Annotated in this window: 16 protein-coding genes and 1 pseudogene; 8 read left to right on the top strand and 9 right to left on the bottom strand. The window is 69.2% G+C overall.

Features of this window, described 5'->3' with window-relative positions; translation table 11 throughout:
• Positions 1–17: 17 nt before the first annotated feature.
• From coaD to ACQR3U_RS01730, 5 genes are all read right to left on the bottom strand, one after another.
• A complete protein-coding gene (gene coaD, locus ACQR3U_RS01710; RefSeq protein WP_006551205.1) occupies positions 18–509 on the bottom strand; it encodes a pantetheine-phosphate adenylyltransferase in 492 nt (163 codons plus the stop codon).
• On the bottom strand, positions 506–1,072 hold the full coding sequence (rsmD, locus tag ACQR3U_RS01715) for a 16S rRNA (guanine(966)-N(2))-methyltransferase RsmD (protein ID WP_006551204.1): 567 nt from the start codon (positions 1,070–1,072) through the stop codon (positions 506–508). The genes coaD and rsmD overlap by 4 nt, the downstream gene beginning before the upstream one ends.
• Complete coding sequence (locus ACQR3U_RS01720) at positions 1,069–4,470, bottom strand: pyruvate carboxylase (RefSeq protein WP_230809540.1); 3,402 nt, start codon at positions 4,468–4,470, stop codon at positions 1,069–1,071. The genes rsmD and ACQR3U_RS01720 overlap by 4 nt, the downstream gene beginning before the upstream one ends.
• A gap of 182 nt (positions 4,471–4,652) precedes the next feature.
• Positions 4,653–6,944, bottom strand: a complete 2,292-nt coding sequence (gene recG / locus ACQR3U_RS01725; protein WP_033096481.1) for an ATP-dependent DNA helicase RecG — start codon at positions 6,942–6,944, stop codon at positions 4,653–4,655.
• Positions 6,945–6,989: 45 nt separating this feature from the next.
• Positions 6,990–8,678: a DAK2 domain-containing protein gene (locus ACQR3U_RS01730; RefSeq protein ID WP_033096480.1), complete on the bottom strand. Its 1,689-nt coding sequence runs from the start codon at positions 8,676–8,678 to the stop codon at positions 6,990–6,992.
• Between the two features lie 233 nt (positions 8,679–8,911).
• Here ACQR3U_RS01730 and rpmB point away from each other — a divergent pair, with 233 nt between their 5' ends.
• The gene (gene rpmB / locus ACQR3U_RS01735; protein WP_006551201.1) at positions 8,912–9,103 is read left to right on the top strand and encodes a 50S ribosomal protein L28; all 192 of its coding nucleotides are present in this window, start codon (positions 8,912–8,914) and stop codon (positions 9,101–9,103) included.
• A gap of 88 nt (positions 9,104–9,191) precedes the next feature.
• Positions 9,192–10,007, top strand: a complete 816-nt coding sequence (locus tag ACQR3U_RS01740; protein ID WP_006551200.1) for an enoyl-CoA hydratase/isomerase family protein — start codon at positions 9,192–9,194, stop codon at positions 10,005–10,007.
• A 22-nt stretch (positions 10,008–10,029) separates the two neighbouring features.
• Here ACQR3U_RS01740 and ACQR3U_RS01745 read toward each other — a convergent pair whose 3' ends face one another.
• The 3 genes from ACQR3U_RS01745 to ACQR3U_RS01755 are packed head-to-tail and all read right to left on the bottom strand — an operon-like array spanning position 10,030 to position 12,306.
• Positions 10,030–10,758 (bottom strand): uracil-DNA glycosylase, encoded by a 729-nt coding sequence (locus tag ACQR3U_RS01745; protein ID WP_230809541.1) that lies wholly within the window; start codon positions 10,756–10,758, stop codon positions 10,030–10,032.
• 3 nt (positions 10,759–10,761) lie between these two features.
• Positions 10,762–11,289, bottom strand: coding sequence for a gamma carbonic anhydrase family protein (locus ACQR3U_RS01750; protein WP_006551198.1), 528 nt, complete (start codon positions 11,287–11,289; stop codon positions 10,762–10,764).
• Between the two features lie 45 nt (positions 11,290–11,334).
• The gene (locus tag ACQR3U_RS01755) at positions 11,335–12,306 is read right to left on the bottom strand and encodes a thiamine-phosphate kinase (RefSeq protein WP_052039961.1); all 972 of its coding nucleotides are present in this window, start codon (positions 12,304–12,306) and stop codon (positions 11,335–11,337) included.
• Positions 12,307–12,402: 96 nt separating this feature from the next.
• On the opposite strand from ACQR3U_RS01755, the gene ACQR3U_RS01760 reads away from it, so the two are divergent.
• Positions 12,403–13,017 carry a DUF3515 domain-containing protein gene (locus ACQR3U_RS01760; RefSeq protein WP_019289078.1) on the top strand — a complete coding sequence of 205 codons (615 nt, stop codon included), beginning with the start codon at positions 12,403–12,405 and terminating at the stop codon, positions 13,015–13,017.
• Positions 13,018–13,092: 75 nt separating this feature from the next.
• Here the strand turns inward: ACQR3U_RS01760 and ACQR3U_RS01765 are convergent, their stop codons facing one another.
• Complete coding sequence (locus ACQR3U_RS01765) at positions 13,093–14,634, bottom strand: acetyl-CoA hydrolase/transferase family protein (protein WP_230809628.1); 1,542 nt, start codon at positions 14,632–14,634, stop codon at positions 13,093–13,095.
• A gap of 349 nt (positions 14,635–14,983) precedes the next feature.
• Here ACQR3U_RS01765 and ACQR3U_RS01770 point away from each other — a divergent pair, with 349 nt between their 5' ends.
• The 5 genes and pseudogenes from ACQR3U_RS01770 to ACQR3U_RS01790 all read left to right on the top strand — a co-directional run bounded on the left by ACQR3U_RS01770 (position 14,984) and on the right by ACQR3U_RS01790 (position 20,683).
• Positions 14,984–17,170, top strand: a complete 2,187-nt coding sequence (locus ACQR3U_RS01770) for a RecQ family ATP-dependent DNA helicase (protein WP_230809542.1) — start codon at positions 14,984–14,986, stop codon at positions 17,168–17,170.
• Between the two features lie 216 nt (positions 17,171–17,386).
• On the top strand, positions 17,387–17,893 hold the full coding sequence (gene ectA / locus ACQR3U_RS01775) for a diaminobutyrate acetyltransferase (RefSeq protein ID WP_230809543.1): 507 nt from the start codon (positions 17,387–17,389) through the stop codon (positions 17,891–17,893).
• A 61-nt stretch (positions 17,894–17,954) separates the two neighbouring features.
• Positions 17,955–19,244 carry a diaminobutyrate--2-oxoglutarate transaminase gene (ectB, locus tag ACQR3U_RS01780; RefSeq protein WP_006551192.1) on the top strand — a complete coding sequence of 430 codons (1,290 nt, stop codon included), beginning with the start codon at positions 17,955–17,957 and terminating at the stop codon, positions 19,242–19,244.
• Between the two features lie 58 nt (positions 19,245–19,302).
• Positions 19,303–19,701, top strand: a complete 399-nt coding sequence (locus ACQR3U_RS01785) for an ectoine synthase (RefSeq protein ID WP_006551191.1) — start codon at positions 19,303–19,305, stop codon at positions 19,699–19,701.
• Between the two features lie 49 nt (positions 19,702–19,750).
• A pseudogene (locus ACQR3U_RS01790) lies at positions 19,751–20,683 on the top strand (D-isomer specific 2-hydroxyacid dehydrogenase family protein).

Below are 20,683 nucleotides of genomic sequence, written 5' to 3' on the forward strand. Positions count from 1 at the left end.
CGTGCGGAGGGTCCGGTCTATTTCGCGGCGGCCCGCTCGGCCAGGCGCGTGAGCAGACGATCGTGCACGGAGCCCGGCAGCATCTCGGAGACGTCGCCACCGTAGGTCGCGACCTCCTTGACGAGCGAGCTCGAAAGGTAGCTGTAGACCGGGTTGGTGGCGACGAACAGCGTGTCGACGCCGGTGAGCTTGTGGTTCATCTGCGCCATCTGCAGCTCGTAGTCGAAATCGTTGGCGCCGCGCAGGCCCTTGACGATCGCGGTGATCCCCCGCTCGCGGGCGTAGTCGACGAGCAGGCCCTGCCAGGCGTCGACCGTGACGTTCGGCAGGTGCGACGTGGCCTCGGTGAGCATCTCGAGGCGTTCGTCGATCGTGAACATCCCCTGCTTGTTGGGATTGATCGTGACGGTCACGACGACCTCGTCGAACTGGGCCGAGACCCTGCCGATGACGTCGAGGTGTCCGTTGGTGACCGGGTCGAAGGATCCTGGGCAGACCGCGCGGCTCATGACCCAGCACCGTAGCAGGTGGCGATTTCCACTCTCGTCTCGCCGTAGCGCTTCGACCTGCCGACCTCGAATCCCTGCGGCCACACCGTTTCCGGTGATCGCGACGATCGTTCGACCACGACGATCGAGCCGTCCTCGACCCAACCTCCGGACACCAGCGTCCCGAGCACGCCGGTGACGGCCTCCTCGGTCACGGCGTAGGGCGGGTCGGCCAGGACGAGGTCGTAGACGCGGTCGGGGGTGCCCGCAAGCACGGCGGATACCGGTGCGGTGCGCAGCACCGCACCGGACAGTCCGACGGTCGCGATGTTCTCGCGGATCACGCCCGCCGCCTTCGCGTCGGACTCGACGAGCATCGCGTGCTCGGCGCCGCGGGACAGCGCCTCGAGGCCGAGCGCCCCCGACCCCGCGTAGAGGTCGAGGACGGCGGCCCCGTCGATGTCCATGCGTGCGTCGAGCGAACTGAACAGGGCTTCGCGCACCCGTTCGGAGGTGGGCCGGGTTCCGCGGGGCGGCACCTTCAGGCGCCGCCCCCCTGCCCGGCCGGCGACGATCCGTGTCACTCGGCGCTGTCTCCCGTGGACACCTCGACGAGCAGGTCGCCACCTTCGACCTGTTGCACCGGCCCGATCGCGACGCGCGTGATGCGGCCGCCGCGCGGCGCGGTGATCGCGGCCTCCATCTTCATGGCCTCGATCGTGGCGACGGTGTCGCCCGCCGAGACGCTGTCGCCCTCGGACACGACGAGGGTGACCATGCCGGCGAACGGCGCCGCGACGTGACCGGGATGGTTGCGGTCGGCCTTCTCCGCGGCAGGGGTCTCCGCGGCCACCGAGCGGTCGCGCACCGACACCGGGCGCAGCTGCCCGTTGAGGATGCACATGACCGTGCGGTAACCCTTCTCGTCGGCATCGGAGATCGCCTCGAGGCCGATGAGCAGTTCGACACCCTTGTCCAGGCGCACCCGGTGCTCGTCGCCGTGCCGCAGACCGTAGAAGAACTGGTTGGCCGACAGCTCGGTGGTGTCGCCGTAGGTCTCGCGGTGCTGCTCGAACTCCTTCGCGGGGCCCGGGAAGAGCAGGCGGTTGAGCATGCGGCGACGCTCGTCGGACGAACCGCCGAGGGCCTTCTCCTCCTCCGACGCGAGCGGGGTGATCGGCTTGGGCTCGGCGCGGCCCGACAGCGCCTTGCTGCGGAAGGGCTCCGGCCAGCCGCCGGCCGGGGTCCCGAGATCGCCGCGCAGGAAGCCGATCACCGAATCGGGGATGTCGTACTTGCCGGGCTCGGCGGCGAAGTCGTCGACCGAGACGCCCGCGCCCACGAGGTGCAGCGCGAGGTCGCCGACGACCTTGCTCGACGGCGTGACCTTGATCAGGCGGCCCAGGAGGCGGTCGGCGCCGGCGTAGGCGGCCTCGACTTCTTCGAATCGGTCGCCGAGGCCCAGCGCGATGGCCTGCTGGCGCAGGTTCGACAGCTGACCGCCGGGGATCTCGTGGGTGTAGACGCGGCCGGTCGGTGCGGGCAGCCCCGACTCGAACGGTGCGTACACCTTGCGCAGCGCCTCCCAGTACGGCTCGAGATCGCACACGGCCTGCAGGTCGAGACCGGTGTCGAACTCGCTGTTCGCCGCGGCGGCGACGATCGCCGACAGGGCGGGCTGGCTCGTCGTACCGGCCAGCGCCGCGGACGCACCGTCGACGGCGTCGGCACCGGCGTGCCAGGCCGCAAGGTAGGTGGCGAGCTGACCGCCCGGGGTGTCGTGTGTGTGCACGTGCACCGGCAGATCGAAGTTGCTCCGCAGCGCCGACACGAGCGTCGCGGCGGCCGGGGCGCGCAGCAGACCCGCCATGTCCTTGATGGCCAGGACGTGCGCACCGGCCTCGACGATCTCCTCGGCCAGACGCAGGTAGTAGTCGAGCGTGTAGATCGACTCGTTCGGGTTCGACAGGTCGCCGGTGTAGGACATCGCGACCTCGGCGAGGGTGGTGCCGGTCTCGCGCACCGCGTCGATTGCCGGACGCATCTGGTCGACGTTGTTCAGCGCGTCGAAGATACGGAAGATGTCGATGCCGGTGTCGGTGGCCTCCTGCACGAAGGCGCGGGTGACGGCCTCCGGGTAGGGGGTGTAGCCGACGGTGTTGCGTCCGCGCAGCAGCATCTGCAGGTTGATGTTCGGGATCGCCTCGCGCAGCGCCGCGAGCCGCTCCCACGGATCCTCGTGCAGGAAGCGCAGTGCGACGTCGTAGGTCGCGCCGCCCCACGCCTCGATCGACAGCAGTTGCGGCGTCATCCGGGCCACGTGCCCGGCCACCGTCAGCAGGTCCTTGCTGCGCACGCGGGTCGCGAGCAGCGACTGGTGGGCGTCGCGGAAGGTGGTGTCGGTGACGCCGATCGCCTTCTGGTCACGCAGCGCACGGGCGAAGCCCTCGGGTCCGAGCTCGAGCAGACGCTGACGCGAACCGGCCGGCGGCTCGGCGTTCAGGTCGATCGCGGGCAGCTTGTCGTGCGGGTAGACCGTCGTGGTGCGCTCGCCGTGCGGCTTGTTCACCGTCACGTCGGCGAGGTACCGCAGGATCTTGGTGCCGCGGTCGGCGGACGAGCGCAGAGTCAGCAGGTGCGGGCGCTCCTCGATGAACGAGGTGTTGACGTTGCCGCCGCGGAAGTCCTCGTCGTCGAGCACCGCCTGCAGGAACGGGATGTTCGTGGCGACACCGCGGATACGGAACTCGGCGACCGCGCGGCGCGCGCGGGCGACGGCGGTCTCGAAGTTGCGGCCGCGGCAGGTGAGCTTGACGAGCATCGAGTCGAAGTGGGCGGAGATCTCCGCGCCGACCGAGGTGCCGCCGTCGAGACGGATACCGGCACCGCCCGGAGTGCGGTAGCCGGTGATGCGGCCGGTGTCCGGACGGAACCCGTTGGCCGGGTCCTCGGTGGTGATGCGGCACTGCAGCGCCGCGCCGCGGATGGTGATGCCCTCCTGCGACAGGCCCAGTTCCTCGAGCGACTCGCCTGCGGCGATGCGCAGCTGGGACTGCACGAGGTCGACGTCGGTGATCTCCTCGGTGACCGTGTGCTCGACCTGGATACGCGGGTTCATCTCGATGAACACGTGGTTGCCGCGTTCGTCGACGAGGAACTCGACGGTGCCCGCGCACTGGTAGCCGATCTCCTTGGCGAAGGCGACGGCGTCGGCGCAGATGCGGTCGCGAAGCTCGGGATCGAGATTCGGGGCGGGGGCGAGCTCGATGACCTTCTGGTGGCGGCGCTGCACCGAGCAGTCGCGCTCGTACAGGTGGATGACGTTGCCGTGCTTGTCGGCGAGGATCTGCACCTCGATGTGCCGCGGGTTGACCACGGCCTGCTCCAGGAAGACGGTGGGATCACCGAAGGCCGCGTCGGCCTCGCGGGAGGCGGCTTCGATGGCCTCGCGCAGTTGGGAGGGCTCGGCGACCCGGCGCATGCCGCGTCCGCCACCGCCGGCGACAGCCTTGACGAAGACCGGGAAGTTCATCGTTTCCGAGGCGGCGACCAGCTCGTCGACGTCCGACGACGGCTCCGACGACGCCAGCACCGGGAGGCCGGCGGCCTTCGCCGAGGCGATCGCGCGGGCCTTGTTGCCCGTCAGTTCGAGGATCTCCGCCGACGGACCGACGAAGGTGATGCCCGCTTCGGCGCACGCCGCGGCGAGGTCCGGATTCTCGGAGAGGAAGCCGTAGCCGGGGTAGATCGCGTCGGCACCGGCCGACACGGCCGCTTCGACGATCTTCTCGACCGACAGATATGCGCGGACCGGGTGCCCCTCCTCACCGATCTGATAGGCCTCGTCGGCCTTCAACCGGTGCAGGGAGTTCCGGTCTTCGTACGGGAACACCGCGACCGTCCCGGCGCCCAGTTCGTAGGCGGCACGGAATGCGCGGATCGCGATCTCGCCACGGTTGGCGACAAGCACTTTCGAGAACATTGGTCGACGGTACCGCGACGTAACATGCCGCCTTCGACGCGCGTTCCACATCGTGGGACAAGGCGCCCGGATGGCACGACTGGAACGATGCAGTCGGCCCCGTCGTAACACGGCGTCAACATGCCGGGCACGGCCACCGAAACCTCACCGCGGGTTCTGCGGCACGGTGTACGGAACGTAACTCAGGACTTGTCGAGATAGGCGACGCGCTCGGCGTCGAGCGCGGCCCGCACCATGCTTGCGAGCCCCGGGTGGTGTTCGAGGCCAGGATCCTTCTCCGTCACCGTCCGGGAGAAGTCGCGAGCCGCCTCGATGACGTCGGCGTCGTCGACGAGCGAGAGTAACCGCAGCGTCGACACGGTGCCGGACTGGGCGACGCCGAGGACGTCACCCTCCCGGCGCAACTGCAGGTCGAGCTGGGCGAGTTCGAAACCGTCGGTGGTGCCGGCGACGGCCTCGAGCCGCATCATCGTCGGGGTCGCGGGCTTCGCGTCGGTCACGAGCAGGCACAGGCCCTGATGGCCGCCACGACCGACGCGACCCCGCAGCTGGTGCAACTGGCTGACACCGAACCGGTCGGCATCGACGATCACCATCACGGTCGCGTTCGGCACGTCGACACCGACCTCGACGACGGTCGTGCACACGAGCACGTCGAGCTCCGCGGCGTTGAAGGCCTGCATCACCGCGTCCTTCTCGTCGCCGGGGAGGCGACCGTGCAGCAGCCCCACCCTCAGATCCCGCAGCGGACCGGAAGTGAGGAACTCGAACTGCTCGAGCACAGAGACGGTTTCGGGCGGGGCCTGCTTGCCCTTCCCCGATCCCGACGGCTCGGGCCCGTCCGGATCGAAGAGCGCGTCGTCGTCGGAATCGCCGTCGCCGATGCGGGAACACACCACGTAGGCCTGCCGCCCCTCGGCGACCTCCTCGCGGATGCGTTCCCACGCGCGGTCGACCCACTTCGGATGCACCTTCGCCGGCACCACGCGGCTGACGATCGGCGACCGTCCTCTGGGGAGTTCGCGCAGGGTCGAGACCTCGAGGTCGCCGAGCACCGTCATCGCGATGGTGCGCGGGATGGGTGTTGCGGTCATCACCAGCACGTGCGGGGACGCGCCGTCGCGACCCCGCGAGCGCAGTGCGTCGCGCTGTTCGACACCGAAGCGGTGCTGCTCGTCGATCACCACCAGGCCGAGGTCGAAGAACTGCACCGTGTCCTCGATCAGCGCGTGCGTGCCGATGACGATGCCGGCGTCGCCCGTCACCGCCTCGTTGAGCGCGGCCCGCTTGCGTGCGACCCCCATCGAGCCGGTCAGCAGGGTCACGCGGGTGGCGAGTTCGTGAGCGCCGAGTTCGCCCGCCGCGGCGAGATCGCCCAGCATCTTCGTGAGCGAGCGCGCGTGCTGCGCCGCGAGCACCTCGGTGGGTGCGAGCAACGCGCACTGCCGACCGGAGTCGATCACCTGCAGCATCGCCCGTAGCGCCACGATGGTCTTGCCGGAACCGACCTCGCCCTGGAGCAGCCGGTTCATGGGGTGTTCGCGTGCGAGATCGGCCGCGATCTCGTCGGCCACCGAGAGCTGCCCGGCCGTCAGTTCGAAGGGCAGCCGCCGGTCGAACTCGTCGGCGATCCCGCCCTCGCGGCGCGGGCAGGACGGCGCCGACCGCACCTCGACGTCGTGCCGGCGTCCGGCGAGCACGAGCTGCACCGCGGCGGCCTCGTCGAACCGCAGACGGTCGCGTGCCCGGTCGATCTCCTGCTTCGTGTCGGGCAGGTGGATCGAGCGGAGCGCCTCGTCGAGGCCCACGAAGCCGTGCTCGTCGCGCACCCACTCGGGCAGCGGATCGTCGACGTGGTCGAGCTGGTCGAGCACCTGCCGCACGCAGCGCATGACGGTCCACGACTCGACCTCGCGGGTCGCGCGGTACATCGGGATCAGCGCGCGGTCGAAGACCGACATGTCGACTCCCGATCCGTCCTGCGCGGTGCGGGCGAGACCCGCCAGGGCGCCGGCGCCCCGCACCCGCGCGGGGGTCGCCGAGACCAGGTCCTCGGCGTCGCGCGGTTCGGGCAGCACGAGATAGCTCGGATGGGTCAGGCTCCACTTGTCGCGGAAGTACTTCACGGTGCCGGAGAACATCGCGCGCACGCCGGGCTTGATGTTGTGCTTGACCCGGTGCGGGTTGAAGAAGGTGACGTCGATGCTGTGGCGATCGGAGCGCAACCGCACCGCGAGGCGTTTGCCGGCGCGGGATTTCATCGGCACCTCCTGCGCCGACTCGACCCGCGCGATGATCGTGATGTGCTGGCCCTCCGCGGGCTGGCTCTCGCCGAGTTCGGCGCCCTGGGTGGCGTAGCGGTGCGGATAGTGCCTCAGTAGATCCTCGACGGTGGTCATCCCGAACGCGTCGTGCAAGGCGTCCGCCGTCTTGCGGCCGAGGACATGATCGAGCCGGTCCGCGAGTGTCGCCACTGCCGTCCCTTCCGCTACTCCTGCGGTGGCCTCGCGGCGCACCGGCTACTCGACGCCGAGCTGCAGCAGGTCGCCGCGCTGACCGCCCTGGTAGACCACCACGTCGATCTCCGGGTGACGGCGATCGAGGTGGGCGGCCAGTTGCTCGACGAGTCCGTCGGGGGCGTCGGCGCCGACCAGCATCGTCACGAGCTCGCCGCCCGCGGCGAGAATCCTGTCGAGCAGCGACGCTCCCGCTGTCACCAGATCATGCTCGATCACTACGACATCATGGCCGGCCAGTCCGAGACTGTCGCCGGGCTCGCACGTTCCGACCCAGGTCAGCGCGCGTTCGTTCGCGTACCGCAGCGATCCCCAGCGCACGCACGACGCCGCCTCCGACATCGCGAAGGCGTCGTCGACCGTCGCGCGCATCGGATCGTGCACGGCCAACGAGGCCAGCCCCTGGACGACGGAGGAGGACGGCAGGAACATCACGTCACGGTCGTCCCGCCGCGCCCGGGCGCCCACGGCGACGACGTCCTGCGCGGAGAGCGCACCGTTGGGCAGCACCAGGACGTCCCGGCTCGGCAGTGCCCGGATCGCCTCGAGCAGTTCGTCCGGGGCTGAGATCTCCTCGGCCCGCAGCACCCGGGCACCCTCCGCCTCGAACAGTTCGGCCGCGCCCTCGCCGCCCACCACTGCGAGGACCGCCCGGGACTGTTCCTCCGCCGACTCGGCACGGACCCGGGCGGGAGCCGTGCCCAGCGCCACGGGACCGTCGCCGCACCCGCGACGCGCGGACTCGAGCGCGAAGCACGTGATGTCGATGCGGCTCAGCGAACCCGCCGCGAGACCGGCCTCCACGGCAGCTCCGGGCTCGCAGCAGTGCACGTGAACGGACCAGCACCCCGATCCCCCGGAAACGATCGCGACCGAGTCGCCGAGCGCGTCGAGCGAGGACCTCAAGGCATCCATGCGCGCGTCGTCGGAATTCCCGACGAGATACATCACTTCGTACTCCTGCTGGTCGCTGTCGTGACGTTCGTCGACGATCTCGGGTTCGACGACAGGCCGCGAGGTGCCGGCGAGCACCATCCGGCGATCGGGCCGTATTCCGGTGGTGACCTCCACCAGGCAGTCGAGCAGCACGAGCAGGCCGAGGCCGCCGGCGTCGACGACCCCTGCCTCGGCGAGGACGTCGAGCTGGGTGGTGGTGCGCTGCAGCGCGTCGGCGGCGGCGTCGGCACTCGCGACGGCGACATCGCACACGGTCGCATCCGTCTCCGAGGCGACGCGGGTCGCGCCCTCGGCCGCAGCTTCGAGGACGCTGACGATGGTGCCCTTCGCGGGTGCGCTGAGCGCTCCGGTCACGAGCGTCGCGGCGTTGGAGAAGGCGGCGGCGAGGTCCCGGGCGCCGACCGTCGTCAGTCCCGCGATCGCGTCGGCGAGACCGCGCAGTGCCTGTGCCAGGATGATCCCGGAATTGCCCCGCGCCCCGGCGAAAGCACCACGCGCGAGCCCTTCGGCGACGTCGGATGCGGTGAGCGCGCCGTCCACGGGCCCGCCGATCCGGGCCGCCGCGGCCTGCAGGGTGATCAGCAGATTGTTTCCGGTGTCCCCGTCGGGCACCGGGAAGACGTTGAGCGAGTTGATCTCCGCTCGGCGCTGTTCGAGCGCTTCCACACCGAACTCGACCCACCGGCGCAGCGCCCGCCCGTCCACCGTGTCCTCGGCTCCGAGCAACGATTCCACCCCCTTCGCCTCGTCCTGCGAGCATCGTCCACCTCTGCGATCGGTACCGTTGCGCACGGTGCCGAGCCCTGGCGCACAGGTTAGCCGCGAGTCGTCGCACCGTCCGGTTTGGCCAACCGCCCTCGAGTTCGCTAAGCTTGCCGGGTTGCCTCGCACGGGCGGCTCGTTCCCCGTGTTCGCAAGGCGAAACAACAGACAGAAGATCTATCCACTAGACACAAGGAGTTCGCGACATGGCTGCCGTCTGCGACGTATGCGCCAAGGGCCCCGGCTTCGGGAAGTCGGTCTCGCACTCGCACCGGCGTACCAACCGTCGCTGGAACCCGAACATCCAGAGCGTGCGCGCTCAGGTTGCACCGGGCAACACCCGCAAGATGAACGTGTGCACCTCCTGCCTCAAGGCCGGCAAGGTCGTCCGCGGCTGATTCCCGGTCGAGTCGTCGCGAAGGCCCCCTGCGCTGATTGCGCAGGGGGCCTTCGCCGTTCGATCCTGCGGCCCGATATCGTGCGGGAATGACCGAGAACCAAGTTTCCTTCCCCGACAGCGACTCTCTCCGTTCACTGGTGAGCGTGGAGGACCGCGTCCTGCGGATCGCCGTGGCGACCTCCGAGCACGGCACCTCCCTGTCCCCCGCAGGGATGGAGCAGGGCATCGCAGCCCTGCGTGCGGCAGGCCCGGAGATCGGCGCCGTGCTGCTCGTCGGTGAGGGTGCGAACTTCTGCGCGGGCGGCAACGTCCACGGATTCGCCGCGGCCGAGGACCGTGGCGCCCACCTGCTCGAGATCGCGAACCTCTTCCATGACTTCGTGCGCGCACTGGAGAAGGCGGCCGTGCCGGTCGTCGCCGCCGTGCACGGCTGGGCCGCCGGCGCCGGCATGAGCCTGGCGCTGCTCGCCGACATCGCGCTCGCCGGCCCCGGCACGAAGATGCGCGCCGCGTACCCGTCGATCGGCTTCTCCCCCGACGGCGGCATGTCGTGGACGCTGCCGCGGATCGTCGGCCCGTCGCGGGCACGGGAGATCATCATGACCGACGCCGTGATCGGCGCCGACGAAGCCGTGCGCCTGGGTCTGCTCAGCCGGCTCGTCGCCGACGGCGAGATCCAAAGCGAAGGGTTGCGACTCGCACGAACCCTCGCGCACGGCCCCACGCAGTCCTACGCCGCCATCCGCTCGCTCGTGGCGGGCTCGGCCGGACGATCGCTGTCCGACCACCTCGATGCCGAAGCCGCCTCGATCTCCGCGGCCGCGACGACGCCCACGGGTATCGAGGGTGTCGACGCCTTCGTCGCCAAGCGGCGTCCGGACTGGGATTCGGCCCGCGCCTGACATCCGGGCGGCGGATCGGTGGTCAGGGCAGTCGCCAGTCCACCGGTTCGCCGCCCTGCTCGACGAGCAGGGCGTTCGCGCGGCTGAACGGACGCGACCCGAAGAATCCGCGTGAGGCCGACAGCGGGGACGGGTGCGCCGACTTCACGGTGGGCACACCACCGAGCATGGGTTCGAGGGTCGCCGCGTCGCGGCCCCACAGGATCGCGACGAGCGGGGTACCGCGCGCGACCAGCGCGCGGATCGCCTGCTCGGTGACGGCCTCCCAGCCCTTGCCGCGGTGCGAGGCCGGCTGGCCCGGCGCGACGGTGAGGACCCGGTTGAGCAACAGGACACCGTGCTCGGTCCACGGCGACAGGTCGCCCGTGGAGGGCTGCGGCAGACCGAGATCGTCGGTGTACTCGCGGTAGATGTTGGCGAGACTGCGCGGGATCGGCCGGACGGCCGGAGCCACCGAGAAGCTCAGTCCCACAGCGTGACCCGGAGTGGGATAGGGATCCTGCCCGACGATCAGGACGCGGACGGACTCGAACGGCTGCGTGAAGGCACGCAGCACGTTCGGACCGGACGGCAGGTAACTGCGGCCCGCGGCGAGTTCGGCGCGGAGGAACTGCCCCATCGCGCTGATGTCACCTGCGACGGGTTCGAGTGCTCGCGCCCAGCCCGGGTCGACGAGTTCGGACAGGGGCCGACCGGCACGGGGCTCGTCCGCTCCCCCGTCCGCGGACTGTGTGTCGACGGTGTCGGCCACCTGTCACTCCTGGTCGATGCGGCGGAGAGCGGTCCGGTAGTAGGCGGCGTTCGCCGCATACATCTCGGCGTTGGGGTCGAATTTGTTCTCGGGGATCTCGTAGCCCTCGCGGACCTTCGCGGGGATGCCCATCGCCATGCGGCGGGGCGGAAGTTCGAAGCGCGGTGGGATCAGGGCGCCGGCGGCGACCTGCGCTCCGGCGCCGATGACCGATCCGTTGAGGACGAGCGAACCCGAGCCGATCAGCGCGCCGTCACCGATCGTGGAGCCCTCGATGTGCGCGTTGTGCCCGACGACGCACCGCGCGCCGATGACGGTGGCCTCGATCGCGGTGCAGTGGATGATCGTGCCGTCCTGGATGTTGGTCTTCTCCCCCACGGTGATCGTGCCGTAGTCCCCGCGCAGCACCGCCGAGGGCCACACGGAGGCACCGGCACCGAGGGTGACGTTGCCGATCACGACCGCGTCGGGGTGAACCCACGCGTCGGGATGGATATCGGGGACACGCTCGCCGAGTGCGTAGACAGCCATGACTGCAGAACCTATCTCGAGCGAACCCCACCCGAAGTGGTCGCCCTAGTGACCAGCGCCCGCCGCAAAGCTCTCCCAGCCTCCGGATCCGTCGCGGCGCTGCCCGTCGACGGTGACGCCGAAGCCTTCCAGGACCACGCCGATCGGCCGCCATCCGTCCGGCAGTGCGACCTCGCGAGGGAAGCACGCTGCGAGGGCATGGTCCTCGCCGCCGGTGAGGATCCACTCCCACGGGTCGGCCGCCAGCACCCGACCGGTCTCGCGGAGTTGCGTGTCGGGAGCGAGCGCACCGGAGTCGAGGTCGATCGCGACCTCCGAAGCCGTGCAGATGTGCTCGAGATCGGCGACGAGACCGTCGGAGATGTCGGTGCATGCGTGGGCGCCTGCTGCGGCCGCTGCAGGACCTGCGGCGTAGGGCGGAGTGGGCACACGATGCGCCGCGACGAGTTCGGGGAAGTTCCGGTTGCCGGCCAGCAGTAGGGCCAGACCCGCCGCGGAACGACCGATGCGACCGGCGAGGGCGACGACGTCGCCGGGGCAGGCGGTGGAGCGGAGCAGCGGTGGCCGTCCGTCGAGTTCGCCGAGCACGGTGACCGAGACGATCACCTGACCCGCTTGCACGAGATCGCCTCCCACGACTCCGGCGCCGATCTCCTCCGCAGCCTCCCCGATGCCCGCCGAGATGCCGTCGAGCACGGCGACGGGAGTCTCGGGCGGACAACCGAGGCCGACGACGAAGGCCGTGGGGCGGGCGCCGACCGCGGCGACATCGGCTCCGTTCTGGGCGACCGCCTTGCGTCCGACCTCTTCCGGGCTCGACCAGTCGAACCGGAAGTGACGTCCTTCGACCAGCATGTCGGTCGAGATCGCGATGCGCCCGTCGGATGCTGTCACGACCGCTGCGTCGTGGCCCGGCCCGACGAGTGTGCTGTCGGGTTGCCGCCGTGCTCTCACCGCGCGCTCGATCACAGGGAATTCGCCGATGTCGGCGACGGTGGGTCCGCTCGGGTTCGTCACGGTGACGGTCGCCTCTTTCTCGGTCGGCGGTGGGAGAGAGCCGGCACGTGCCCTGCTACGTTCGATCACGCTACCGCCCCCTGTCCCCGAGCCCGGATGCTGGACACGATGAACGACACCTCTGCTTCCGATCGCGAACCTTCCGACGACGCCCCCGTCGAGGCACCCGGATCGGACGGGATGCGACGCAGTCCCGCTCTGATCGCCACGGCGATCGCACTGCCCGTCGCCCTGCTGGTCGGAGTGGTGGTGGCGGCCGTGATCGTGTCGCAGTCACCGGTGAATACACCCGTGGGTCTCGGTCCCGTGCCCGCTCCGGAGGCGGAATCCGAATCCTGCTCGCAGTTGCTCGACGCGCTGCCGGAGGAGCTCGGCGACTACACGCGCGCCGAACTGGCCGATCCGGCACCGGTGGGTGCTGCGGCCTGGCAGTCGGACGACGGCGAGGAGGTCGTCCTGCGTTGCGGTCTCGACCGGCCCGACCAGTTCGACCGAGCGGCGGCGCTGCAGGTGATCGACGACGTGCAGTGGTTCGAGGTGTCGGGGGCCGAGCAGGGCATCCCGGCGAGTACGTGGTTCGCCGTCGACCGTCCGGTCTACGTGGCCTTGACCGTGCCCGACGGATCCGGGCCGACCCCGCTGCAGGACATCACGGCGACGATCTCCGCGACGCTCCCGCAGCAGGAGATCGATCCGGCGCCGATCCGCTGAGCCGGACGGACGAGAAAGGTCGGCCCCGGCACCGTGATGTGGTGCCGGGGCCGACCGTGTTCGTCGCCGCGTCGATCAGGACGCGTGCATGGTCCCCGTGCGCTGGTAGCGCTCGTGGAAGGAGAACGCCTCACCGAGCAGGTGCGGGGTGTGACCTGCTCCGGGGGTGGCTTCTGCGCGCTCGATGTAGTCGAGCAGTTCGGCGCGGTAGTCGGGATGCGCGCAGCGCTCCACGACGACCCGCGACCGACGGCGGGGGGACAGTGCGCGCAGATCGGCGAGACCCTGTTCGGTCACGATGACCTGCACGTCGTGCTCGGTGTGGTCGACGTGCGGCACCATCGGGACGATCGACGAGATCGCGCCGTCGCGGGCCGTCGACGGGCTCAGGAACATCGACAGGTAGCCGTTGCGCGCGAAGTCGCCGGAGCCACCGATGCCGTTCATGATGCGGGTGCCCATCACGTGGGTGGAGTTGACGTTGCCGTACACGTCGGCTTCGAGCATGCCGTTCATGGCGATGATGCCGAGTCGGCGGACGATCTCGGGGTGGTTGCTGATCTCCTGCGGCCGCAACATGATGTGGTCGCGGTAGAAGTCGATGTTCTCGACGAAGTCGTTCAGCCCCGCTTCGGACAGTGCGAGGGAAGTCGCCGAGGCGAACCGGACGGTGCCGTGTTTGACGAGGTCGAGCATGCCGTCCTGGATGACCTCCGAGTAGCAGGTCAGCCCCCGGTACGGTCCGCTGTCGAGACCGGCGAGAACGGCGTTGGCGACGTTGCCGACACCCGACTGCAGCGGAAGCAGCGTGTCGGCGGGCAGCCGTCCCGCGGCGACCTCGTGCGCGAAGAAGTCGAGGACGTGGTCGGCGATGGCCCGGCTGGTGGCGTCGGGCGCCGTGAGCGCGGTGGCGCTGTCGGGACGGTCGGTCTCGATGACCGCGACGACGCGTTCCGGATCGATCCGGAAGTAGGGCTGGCCGATGCGGTCCTCGACGTCGGTGAGGTCGATCGGACGACGGTTCGGGGGAAGCGCGGTGCCGTAGTAGACGTCGTGCACGCCGTCCATGGCGGCGGGGATCCACGAGTTGACCTCGAGGATCACCTTCTCGGCGACGTCGAGCCAGGTCTTGTTGTTACCGATGGACGTGGCGGGGATCAGCTCGCCCGTCTCCGTGATGCCGGAGATCTCGACGACGGCGACGTCGATGTGTCCGTAGTAGCCCTCCCAGACCTGCTGGGCGACGTGCGACAGGTGTATGTCGACGTAGTCCATCCGGCCTTCGTTGATCCGCCCTCGGGCGGTGGGCTCTGCCTGGTACGGCATACGCAGCGCGATTCCGTCGACGTCGGCGAGCATGCGCTCGGTGTCGGAGGCCACCGACGCTCCGGTGAGCAGGTTGATCCGGAAGTCGCCGCCGGTCGCCCGCGTGCGCCGGATGTGTTCGGCGAGGGCCGGGGTCACTGCCTTCGGGGTGCCTGCGCTGGCGAAGCCGCTGATGGCGACCGTGTCGCCGGGGCGAATCCACTGGACGGCGTCCTGAGCCGACACGATCTTCTTGCGGTAGGTCTCATGACGTACCCGAGCCTCGGCCGGGGTCACGACGACCGCCTCCACAGACGGCGCTGCGGGGGATGAAAGGGCTGCGTACATGACGACGACCATAGCGGCGCGGACGATCCGCTCATCACACTCGGTCCGGATCAGCGATCGCCGTCACCAATTCGGACACAGAGTGCCACGAGTCGCACTCCAAGATCGATGCAATCGGCAGTTGTTGTTTCGCAAGCTTTTACATCATGCTCTCTGCCACGTCGACTGACACTGGGTGCCACCCTCTTTCGTTAGAGCCACTCCGTCGCCATCTCTAGGGTATCCCCGTTCGCCGCCGCGTCAGTACCGTTCGCCGCCCCCGGAGAACCGTTCACCGTCGCCGTGACGGAACGTCGTCGGGCACGATTGCAGCATGACGAACTCCACCGACCTGTTGCGCGACGATGCCGAGCACCTCCTCCGCGAGCTGGCAGGCCCCGATGCCCGGCTCCGCGACGACCAATGGGTCGCGATCGAGGCGCTCGTGGTACACCGTCGCCGCGCCCTCGTCGTCCAGCGCACAGGCTGGGGAAAGTCGGCCGTCTACTTCATCTCCGCCAAACTGCTGCGCCGGCAGGGCCGCGGTCCCACGGTGATCGTCTCGCCGCTGCTCGCCCTGATGCGCAACCAGGTCGCGGCCGCCGAGCGGGCGGGTGTCCACGCCGCGACCATCAACTCCGGCAACGTGACGGAATGGGCGGCGATCCACGAGCGGATCGCGGCGGGTGAGGTCGACGTCCTCCTCGTCAGCCCCGAACGCCTCAACAACCCCGACTTCCGCGACCAGGTCTTGCCCTCCCTCGCCCGCGACGCCGGATTGGTGGTCGTCGACGAGGCGCACTGCGTGTCGGACTGGGGTCACGACTTCCGGCCCGACTACCGCCGCATCCGCACCCTCGTCGCCGAACTCGGCGACGACATCCCGGTCCTGGCGACGACCGCGACCGCCAACGACCGGGTGGTCGCCGACATCGCCGCCCAGCTCGGTGTCGGCGGAGGCAGCGACCTCGGTGGAAGCAGCAATGCCGGCTCCGACGGCACGCTCGTGCTGCGCGGCGGCCTCGACCGTCCGTCGCTGCACCTGTCGGTGGTGCGGATCGACGAACCGGCACGACGCGCAGCATGGCTCGCGCAACATCTGAAGGATCTGCCGGGCTCGGGCATCGTGTACGCGCTGACGGTCTCCGCCGCCCGCGACCTCGCGGCGCTGCTCACCGACCACGGCTATGCAGTGGCGGCATACACCGGTCAGACCGAACCGACCGAACGTGAACAGCTCGAGGCCGATCTCCTCGACAACAAGGTCAAGGCGCTCGTCGCGACCTCGGCACTCGGCATGGGCTTCGACAAGCCCGACCTCGGCTTCGTGGTGCACCTCGGCGCTCCCTCGTCCCCGATCTCCTACTACCAGCAGGTCGGGCGTGCGGGTCGCTCCACCGAACGCGCCGAGGTGGTTCTGCTCCCCGGCCCGGAGGACCGCCGGATCTGGCAGTGGTTCGCCTCGGTCGCCTTCCCGGACGAGGCACTCGTACGCCGTGTGATCGCAGCGCTCGATACCGAACGGCCGGTATCGACACCCGCGCTCGAACCGCGGGTCGACCTCACGCGCTCCCGCCTGGAGATGGTCCTCAAGGTCCTCGACGTCGACGGAGCGGTGAAGAGGGTCAAGGGTGGCTGGATCGCCACCGGGCAGCCCTGGATGTACGACGAGGAGCGCTACGGGCGGCTCGAGGAGGCGCGCGCCGCGGAACAGGAGGCGATGCTCGAATACGAACGCACCACCGAATGCCGCATGGTCTTCCTCCGCCGTCAGCTCGACGACCCCGATCTCGACACCCGGACCCCCGGCTGCGATCACACCGCCGGAGGCCCCGGCTGCGATCACACCGCCGGAGGCCCCGGCTGCGGCCGGTGCGACAACTGCATCGGCTCCCGGTGGGAGACGTCCGTCGGCGACGACGAGGTCGCCCGCACCCGCGCCCGCCTCGAACGCCCCGGCGTCGATCTGCCGCCGCGCCGGCAGTGGCCCACGGGGATGTCGACCCTCGGGATCCCGCTGTCGGGCCGGATCACGGACGGTCCGCACCCCGGGCGAGTGCTGGGCAGGCTGTCGGATCTGGGATGGGGACCGCGACTGCGCGAACTGCTCGACGGACCGGACCGCGAAGTGCCGAAGGCGGTGGTCGACGCGTCGATCGCGGTGCTCGCCGCGTGGGACTGGGAGGAGCGGCCCACCGCCGTCATGGCCATGGACTCCCCCACACATCCCCTGCTCGTCGAGTCTCTCGCGTTCCGATTGGCACAAATCGGACGATTACGAGATCTAGGTGTATTGCGACGCCGAAGCGGGAATACGGAGCCGACGGCAGCGAACTCGGCATATCGGGTCGCCGCACTGATCGATGCGTGGGAGCGACCCGACAACCTCGGGTCGAGTAGTCCGATCCTTCTCGTCGATGCGGTGACCGACACCGGCTGGACGTTCACGATGGCGGCGAGAACTCTCGTCGCTGCGGGAGCCGACGCGGTGTTGCCGTACGCACTCGCGAGCCCGAAGTAATCGCCACGAGGAGGACCGACGTAACATGTTTGTGACTGGCCTCACAACATGCGCTCGACCTGCACGGACCACAGGGTTCCGATCCCGATTCCGGACACGGGCGTGATCTCGACACCGGAAGTTGTTAGGTTGAAAGGACATATGAGGCCCGTCAAGGAAAGAAGTACCCCGACCCCCGACTCGGCTGAATCGAATACCGCGACCACCTCTTCGGAGGTGGCCGCAACCGAGTCCGGTAGTGAGCCGGCTGCAATCGAATTCCGGCGTCCGCGTATCGCCGACGGTAGACGACTCTGGCAGATCGCGCGTGATTCGCAGGTTCTCGACGTCAATTCCGGTTACGCATATGTGTTGTGGTGTCGCGATTTCGCCGACACATCGGTCGTCGCAACGGACGACACCGATCGCCCCGTGGGATTCGTCACCGGCTACCGCCGTCCCGACTCCCCGAACACCCTGTTCGTCTGGCAGGTGGCAGTCGACGCAGACCAGCGTGGACGTGGAGTGGCCGGCCGTATGCTCGACGCTCTGCTCGACCGACTCGAGCCGCTCGGCGCGACCCGTCTGGAAACGACGGTGAGTCCCGACAACGAAGCGTCGATCGCAATGTTCACCGCTCTCGCGCGTCGCCGCGGAACGCATATCACTCGCACCGAGTTGTTCGCGCCCGACGATTTCCCCGATTCACATCTGGCCGAGGATCTCTACACCATCGGCGAATGATCGCAGCGCGTGTGCGCACGACATCTTCATAATTCTCGAATAATCACAGGAGGACCACGACATGACCATCCTGGAAAACAAGCCCGAGACCACCAGTAAGCCCGATACTGCGATTTTCTCGCACCTCGAATCCGAGGTCCGGAGTTACAGCCGCGGCTGGCCCGCCGTTTTCGACAAGGCATCGGGATCCTGGCTGCGCAGCGAGGACGGCAAGGACTACCTCGACTTCTTCGCCGGCGCCGGAGCCCTGAACTACGGCCACAACAATCCGGTTCTCAAGTCGGCCCTGGTCGACTACATCATGAGCGACGGCGTCACCCACGGCCTCGACATGTACACGGTCGCCAAGCGCAAGCTGCTCGAGACCTTCGAGTCGCACGTGCTCGCGCCGCGCGGCCTGGACTACAAGGTCCAGTTCCCAGGCCCGACCGGCACGAACGCCGTCGAGGCGGCGCTCAAGCTCGCCCGCAAGGTGACCGGTCGCGAGTCGATCATCAACTTCACCAACGCTTTCCACGGCATGACCCTGGGTGCGCTGTCGGTGACCGGTAACTCGATGAAGCGCGCCGGCGCGGGTATCCCCCTCGTCCACGCCACGCCGATGCCGTTCGACAACTACTTCAACGGCGTCACCGAGGACTTCCAGTGGTTCTCGCGCGTCCTCGACGACGCGGGCAGCGGCCTGAACCGTCCGGCCGCGGTCATCGTCGAGACCGTGCAGGGTGAAGGCGGCGTGAATGTTGCTCGCCCCGAGTGGCTTCGCGCTCTGGCCGACCTGTGCAAGGAACGCGACATCCTGCTGATCGTCGACGACGTGCAGATGGGCTGCGGCCGCACCGGCCCGTTCTTCTCGTTCGAGATCGCCGGCATCACGCCCGACATCGTGACCCTGTCGAAGTCGATCGGCGGATACGGAATGCCGCTGGCGCTCACCCTGTTCAAGCGTGAGCTCGACGTGTGGGGCCCGGGCGAGCACAACGGCACCTTCCGCGGCAACAACCCGGCTTTCGTGACGGCGGCTGCCGCCCTCGAGCACTACTGGGCCGACGACAAGCTCGAGCGCGACACCCTGCGCAAGGGCGAGCGCATCCGCCAGACCTTCATGAATCTGTCGGACATGTTCGACGGCGTCTCGACCCGCGGCCGCGGCCTGGTCCAGGGCCTGGTCTTCGACAAGCCGGAGGACGCCGACAAGGTTTGCGCCCTGGCCTTCGAAGAGGGTCTGCTCGCCGAGACCTCCGGTCCGTCGGACGAGGTCGTCAAGCTGCTGCCGCCGCTGACCATCACCGACGACGAACTCGAGTTCGGGCTGAACATCCTGGCGGAAGCGACCGCCAAGGTCCGTTCCTGAGCGGTCCCCCGCTCCGCCCGTTCCGAACCCGCTTGCAGAAGAAGGACTTTCGACACCCATGATCGTTCGTACGACAGAAGAGATCACCGGCACCGAGCGCGACGTCGTCTCGGAGGACGGCCAGTGGCGCAGCAAGCGCATCGTCCTCGCCGGCGACAAGGTGGGCTTCTCGTTCCACGAGACCACCATCGAACCCGGCACCGTCAACGAGTTCCACTACGCCAACCACGTCGAGGCCGTGTGGCTCGTCGAGGGCACCGGCAAGCTCCAGGACCTCGACAACGACGTGGAGTACGACCTCGCACCGGGCACGATGTACCTGCTCAACGGACACGAGCGTCACCGCGTGCTCCCCGAAACGCGCATGCGCATGCTGTGCGTCTTCAATCCTCCGGTCACCGGCCGTGAGGTGCACGACGAGAACGGTGTGTACCCGTTGATCGTCGAACCCGCCTGAGCGCGGTAACCACGTGACCGATGCGGGGCGGACGCTTAGAGTCGAGACCATGACTCCCGAGCGTGCGCCCCGCATCGCTGTCGGCCCCGAGCGCGACCCCCGTTTCGAACGGGCGGTCACGGGCGGGGCGGCGTGCCCTGCGGACTCGAGGAGACCCCCGACGCGCTCGTCTGGACGGCCGGGCCGCAGGACTTCCCCGAGGTCCTCCCCGCCTCCGTCCGCTGGGTGCAGCTACCGTCCGCCGGTGTCGAGTACTGGCTGTCGCAGGGCGTCGTCAAGGCCCATCCTCGCGTCACCTGGACGTGGGCGGCCGCGGCCTACTCCACGACCGTCGCCGAGCACGCGCTCCTGCTCCTGCTCGCCGGGGTCCGGGCCCTGCCGGCCCATCTGGCCGCCACCTCGTGGACACCCGAGAGTCTCGCGCCGGTCGTCGGCACCCTCCGCGGCGCGACGGTCGGGATCATCGGCGCCGGGGGTGTCGGCCGGGCGCTGATCCCGATGCTGGCCGCGCTGGGGGCGCGCGCTCGCCGTCACCCGCAGCGGTCGTCCCGTGCCGGGAGCCATCGAGACGTTCCCCGTCGAACGTATCGACGAGATATGGCCTCTGGCAGATCATTTCGTCATCTCCGCGACGGCCACTCTCGACGTCGAGCAGCTCGTCGGCGCAACCGAGCTCGCAGCGATGAAGTCCACGGCGTGGGTCGTCAACGTCGCCCGGGGCGATCTCGTCGACACCGACGCCCTCGTCGCCGCTCTCCGATCCGGCGCGATCGGTGGTGCAGGGCTCGACGTCACCGATCCCGAACCGCTCCCCGAGGATCATCCGTTGTGGACGCTCCCCAACGCCGTGATCACTCCCCACGACGCCAATCCACCCCCGCTGCGCATCCCGGCCTATCTCGAGCACGTGATCGAGAACGTCACACGCTTCGCATCCGGCCTCGTGCCGATCGGGGTCGTCGATCCCAGCGCCGGCTACTAG

The organism is Rhodococcus sp. IEGM1339 (assembly GCF_050321925.1).
GTDB classification, from domain to species: Bacteria; Actinomycetota; Actinomycetes; order Mycobacteriales; family Mycobacteriaceae; genus Rhodococcus; species Rhodococcus pyridinivorans.

Coding starts and splice junctions, on each gene's coding strand:
- ACQR3U_RS01760 (WP_019289078.1), top strand. CDS start 12,403: ATGCTGGACACGATGAACGACACCTCTGCTTCCGATCGCGAACCTTCC.
- rpmB (WP_006551201.1), top strand. CDS start 8,912: ATGGCTGCCGTCTGCGACGTATGCGCCAAGGGCCCCGGCTTCGGGAAG.
- ACQR3U_RS01770 (WP_230809542.1), top strand. CDS start 14,984: ATGACGAACTCCACCGACCTGTTGCGCGACGATGCCGAGCACCTCCTC.
- ectB (WP_006551192.1), top strand. CDS start 17,955: ATGACCATCCTGGAAAACAAGCCCGAGACCACCAGTAAGCCCGATACT.
- ACQR3U_RS01750 (WP_006551198.1), bottom strand. CDS start 11,289: ATGGCTGTCTACGCACTCGGCGAGCGTGTCCCCGATATCCATCCCGAC.
- coaD (WP_006551205.1), bottom strand. CDS start 509: ATGAGCCGCGCGGTCTGCCCAGGATCCTTCGACCCGGTCACCAACGGA.
- ACQR3U_RS01720 (WP_230809540.1), bottom strand. CDS start 4,470: ATGTTCTCGAAAGTGCTTGTCGCCAACCGTGGCGAGATCGCGATCCGC.
- ACQR3U_RS01785 (WP_006551191.1), top strand. CDS start 19,303: ATGATCGTTCGTACGACAGAAGAGATCACCGGCACCGAGCGCGACGTC.
- ACQR3U_RS01740 (WP_006551200.1), top strand. CDS start 9,192: ATGACCGAGAACCAAGTTTCCTTCCCCGACAGCGACTCTCTCCGTTCA.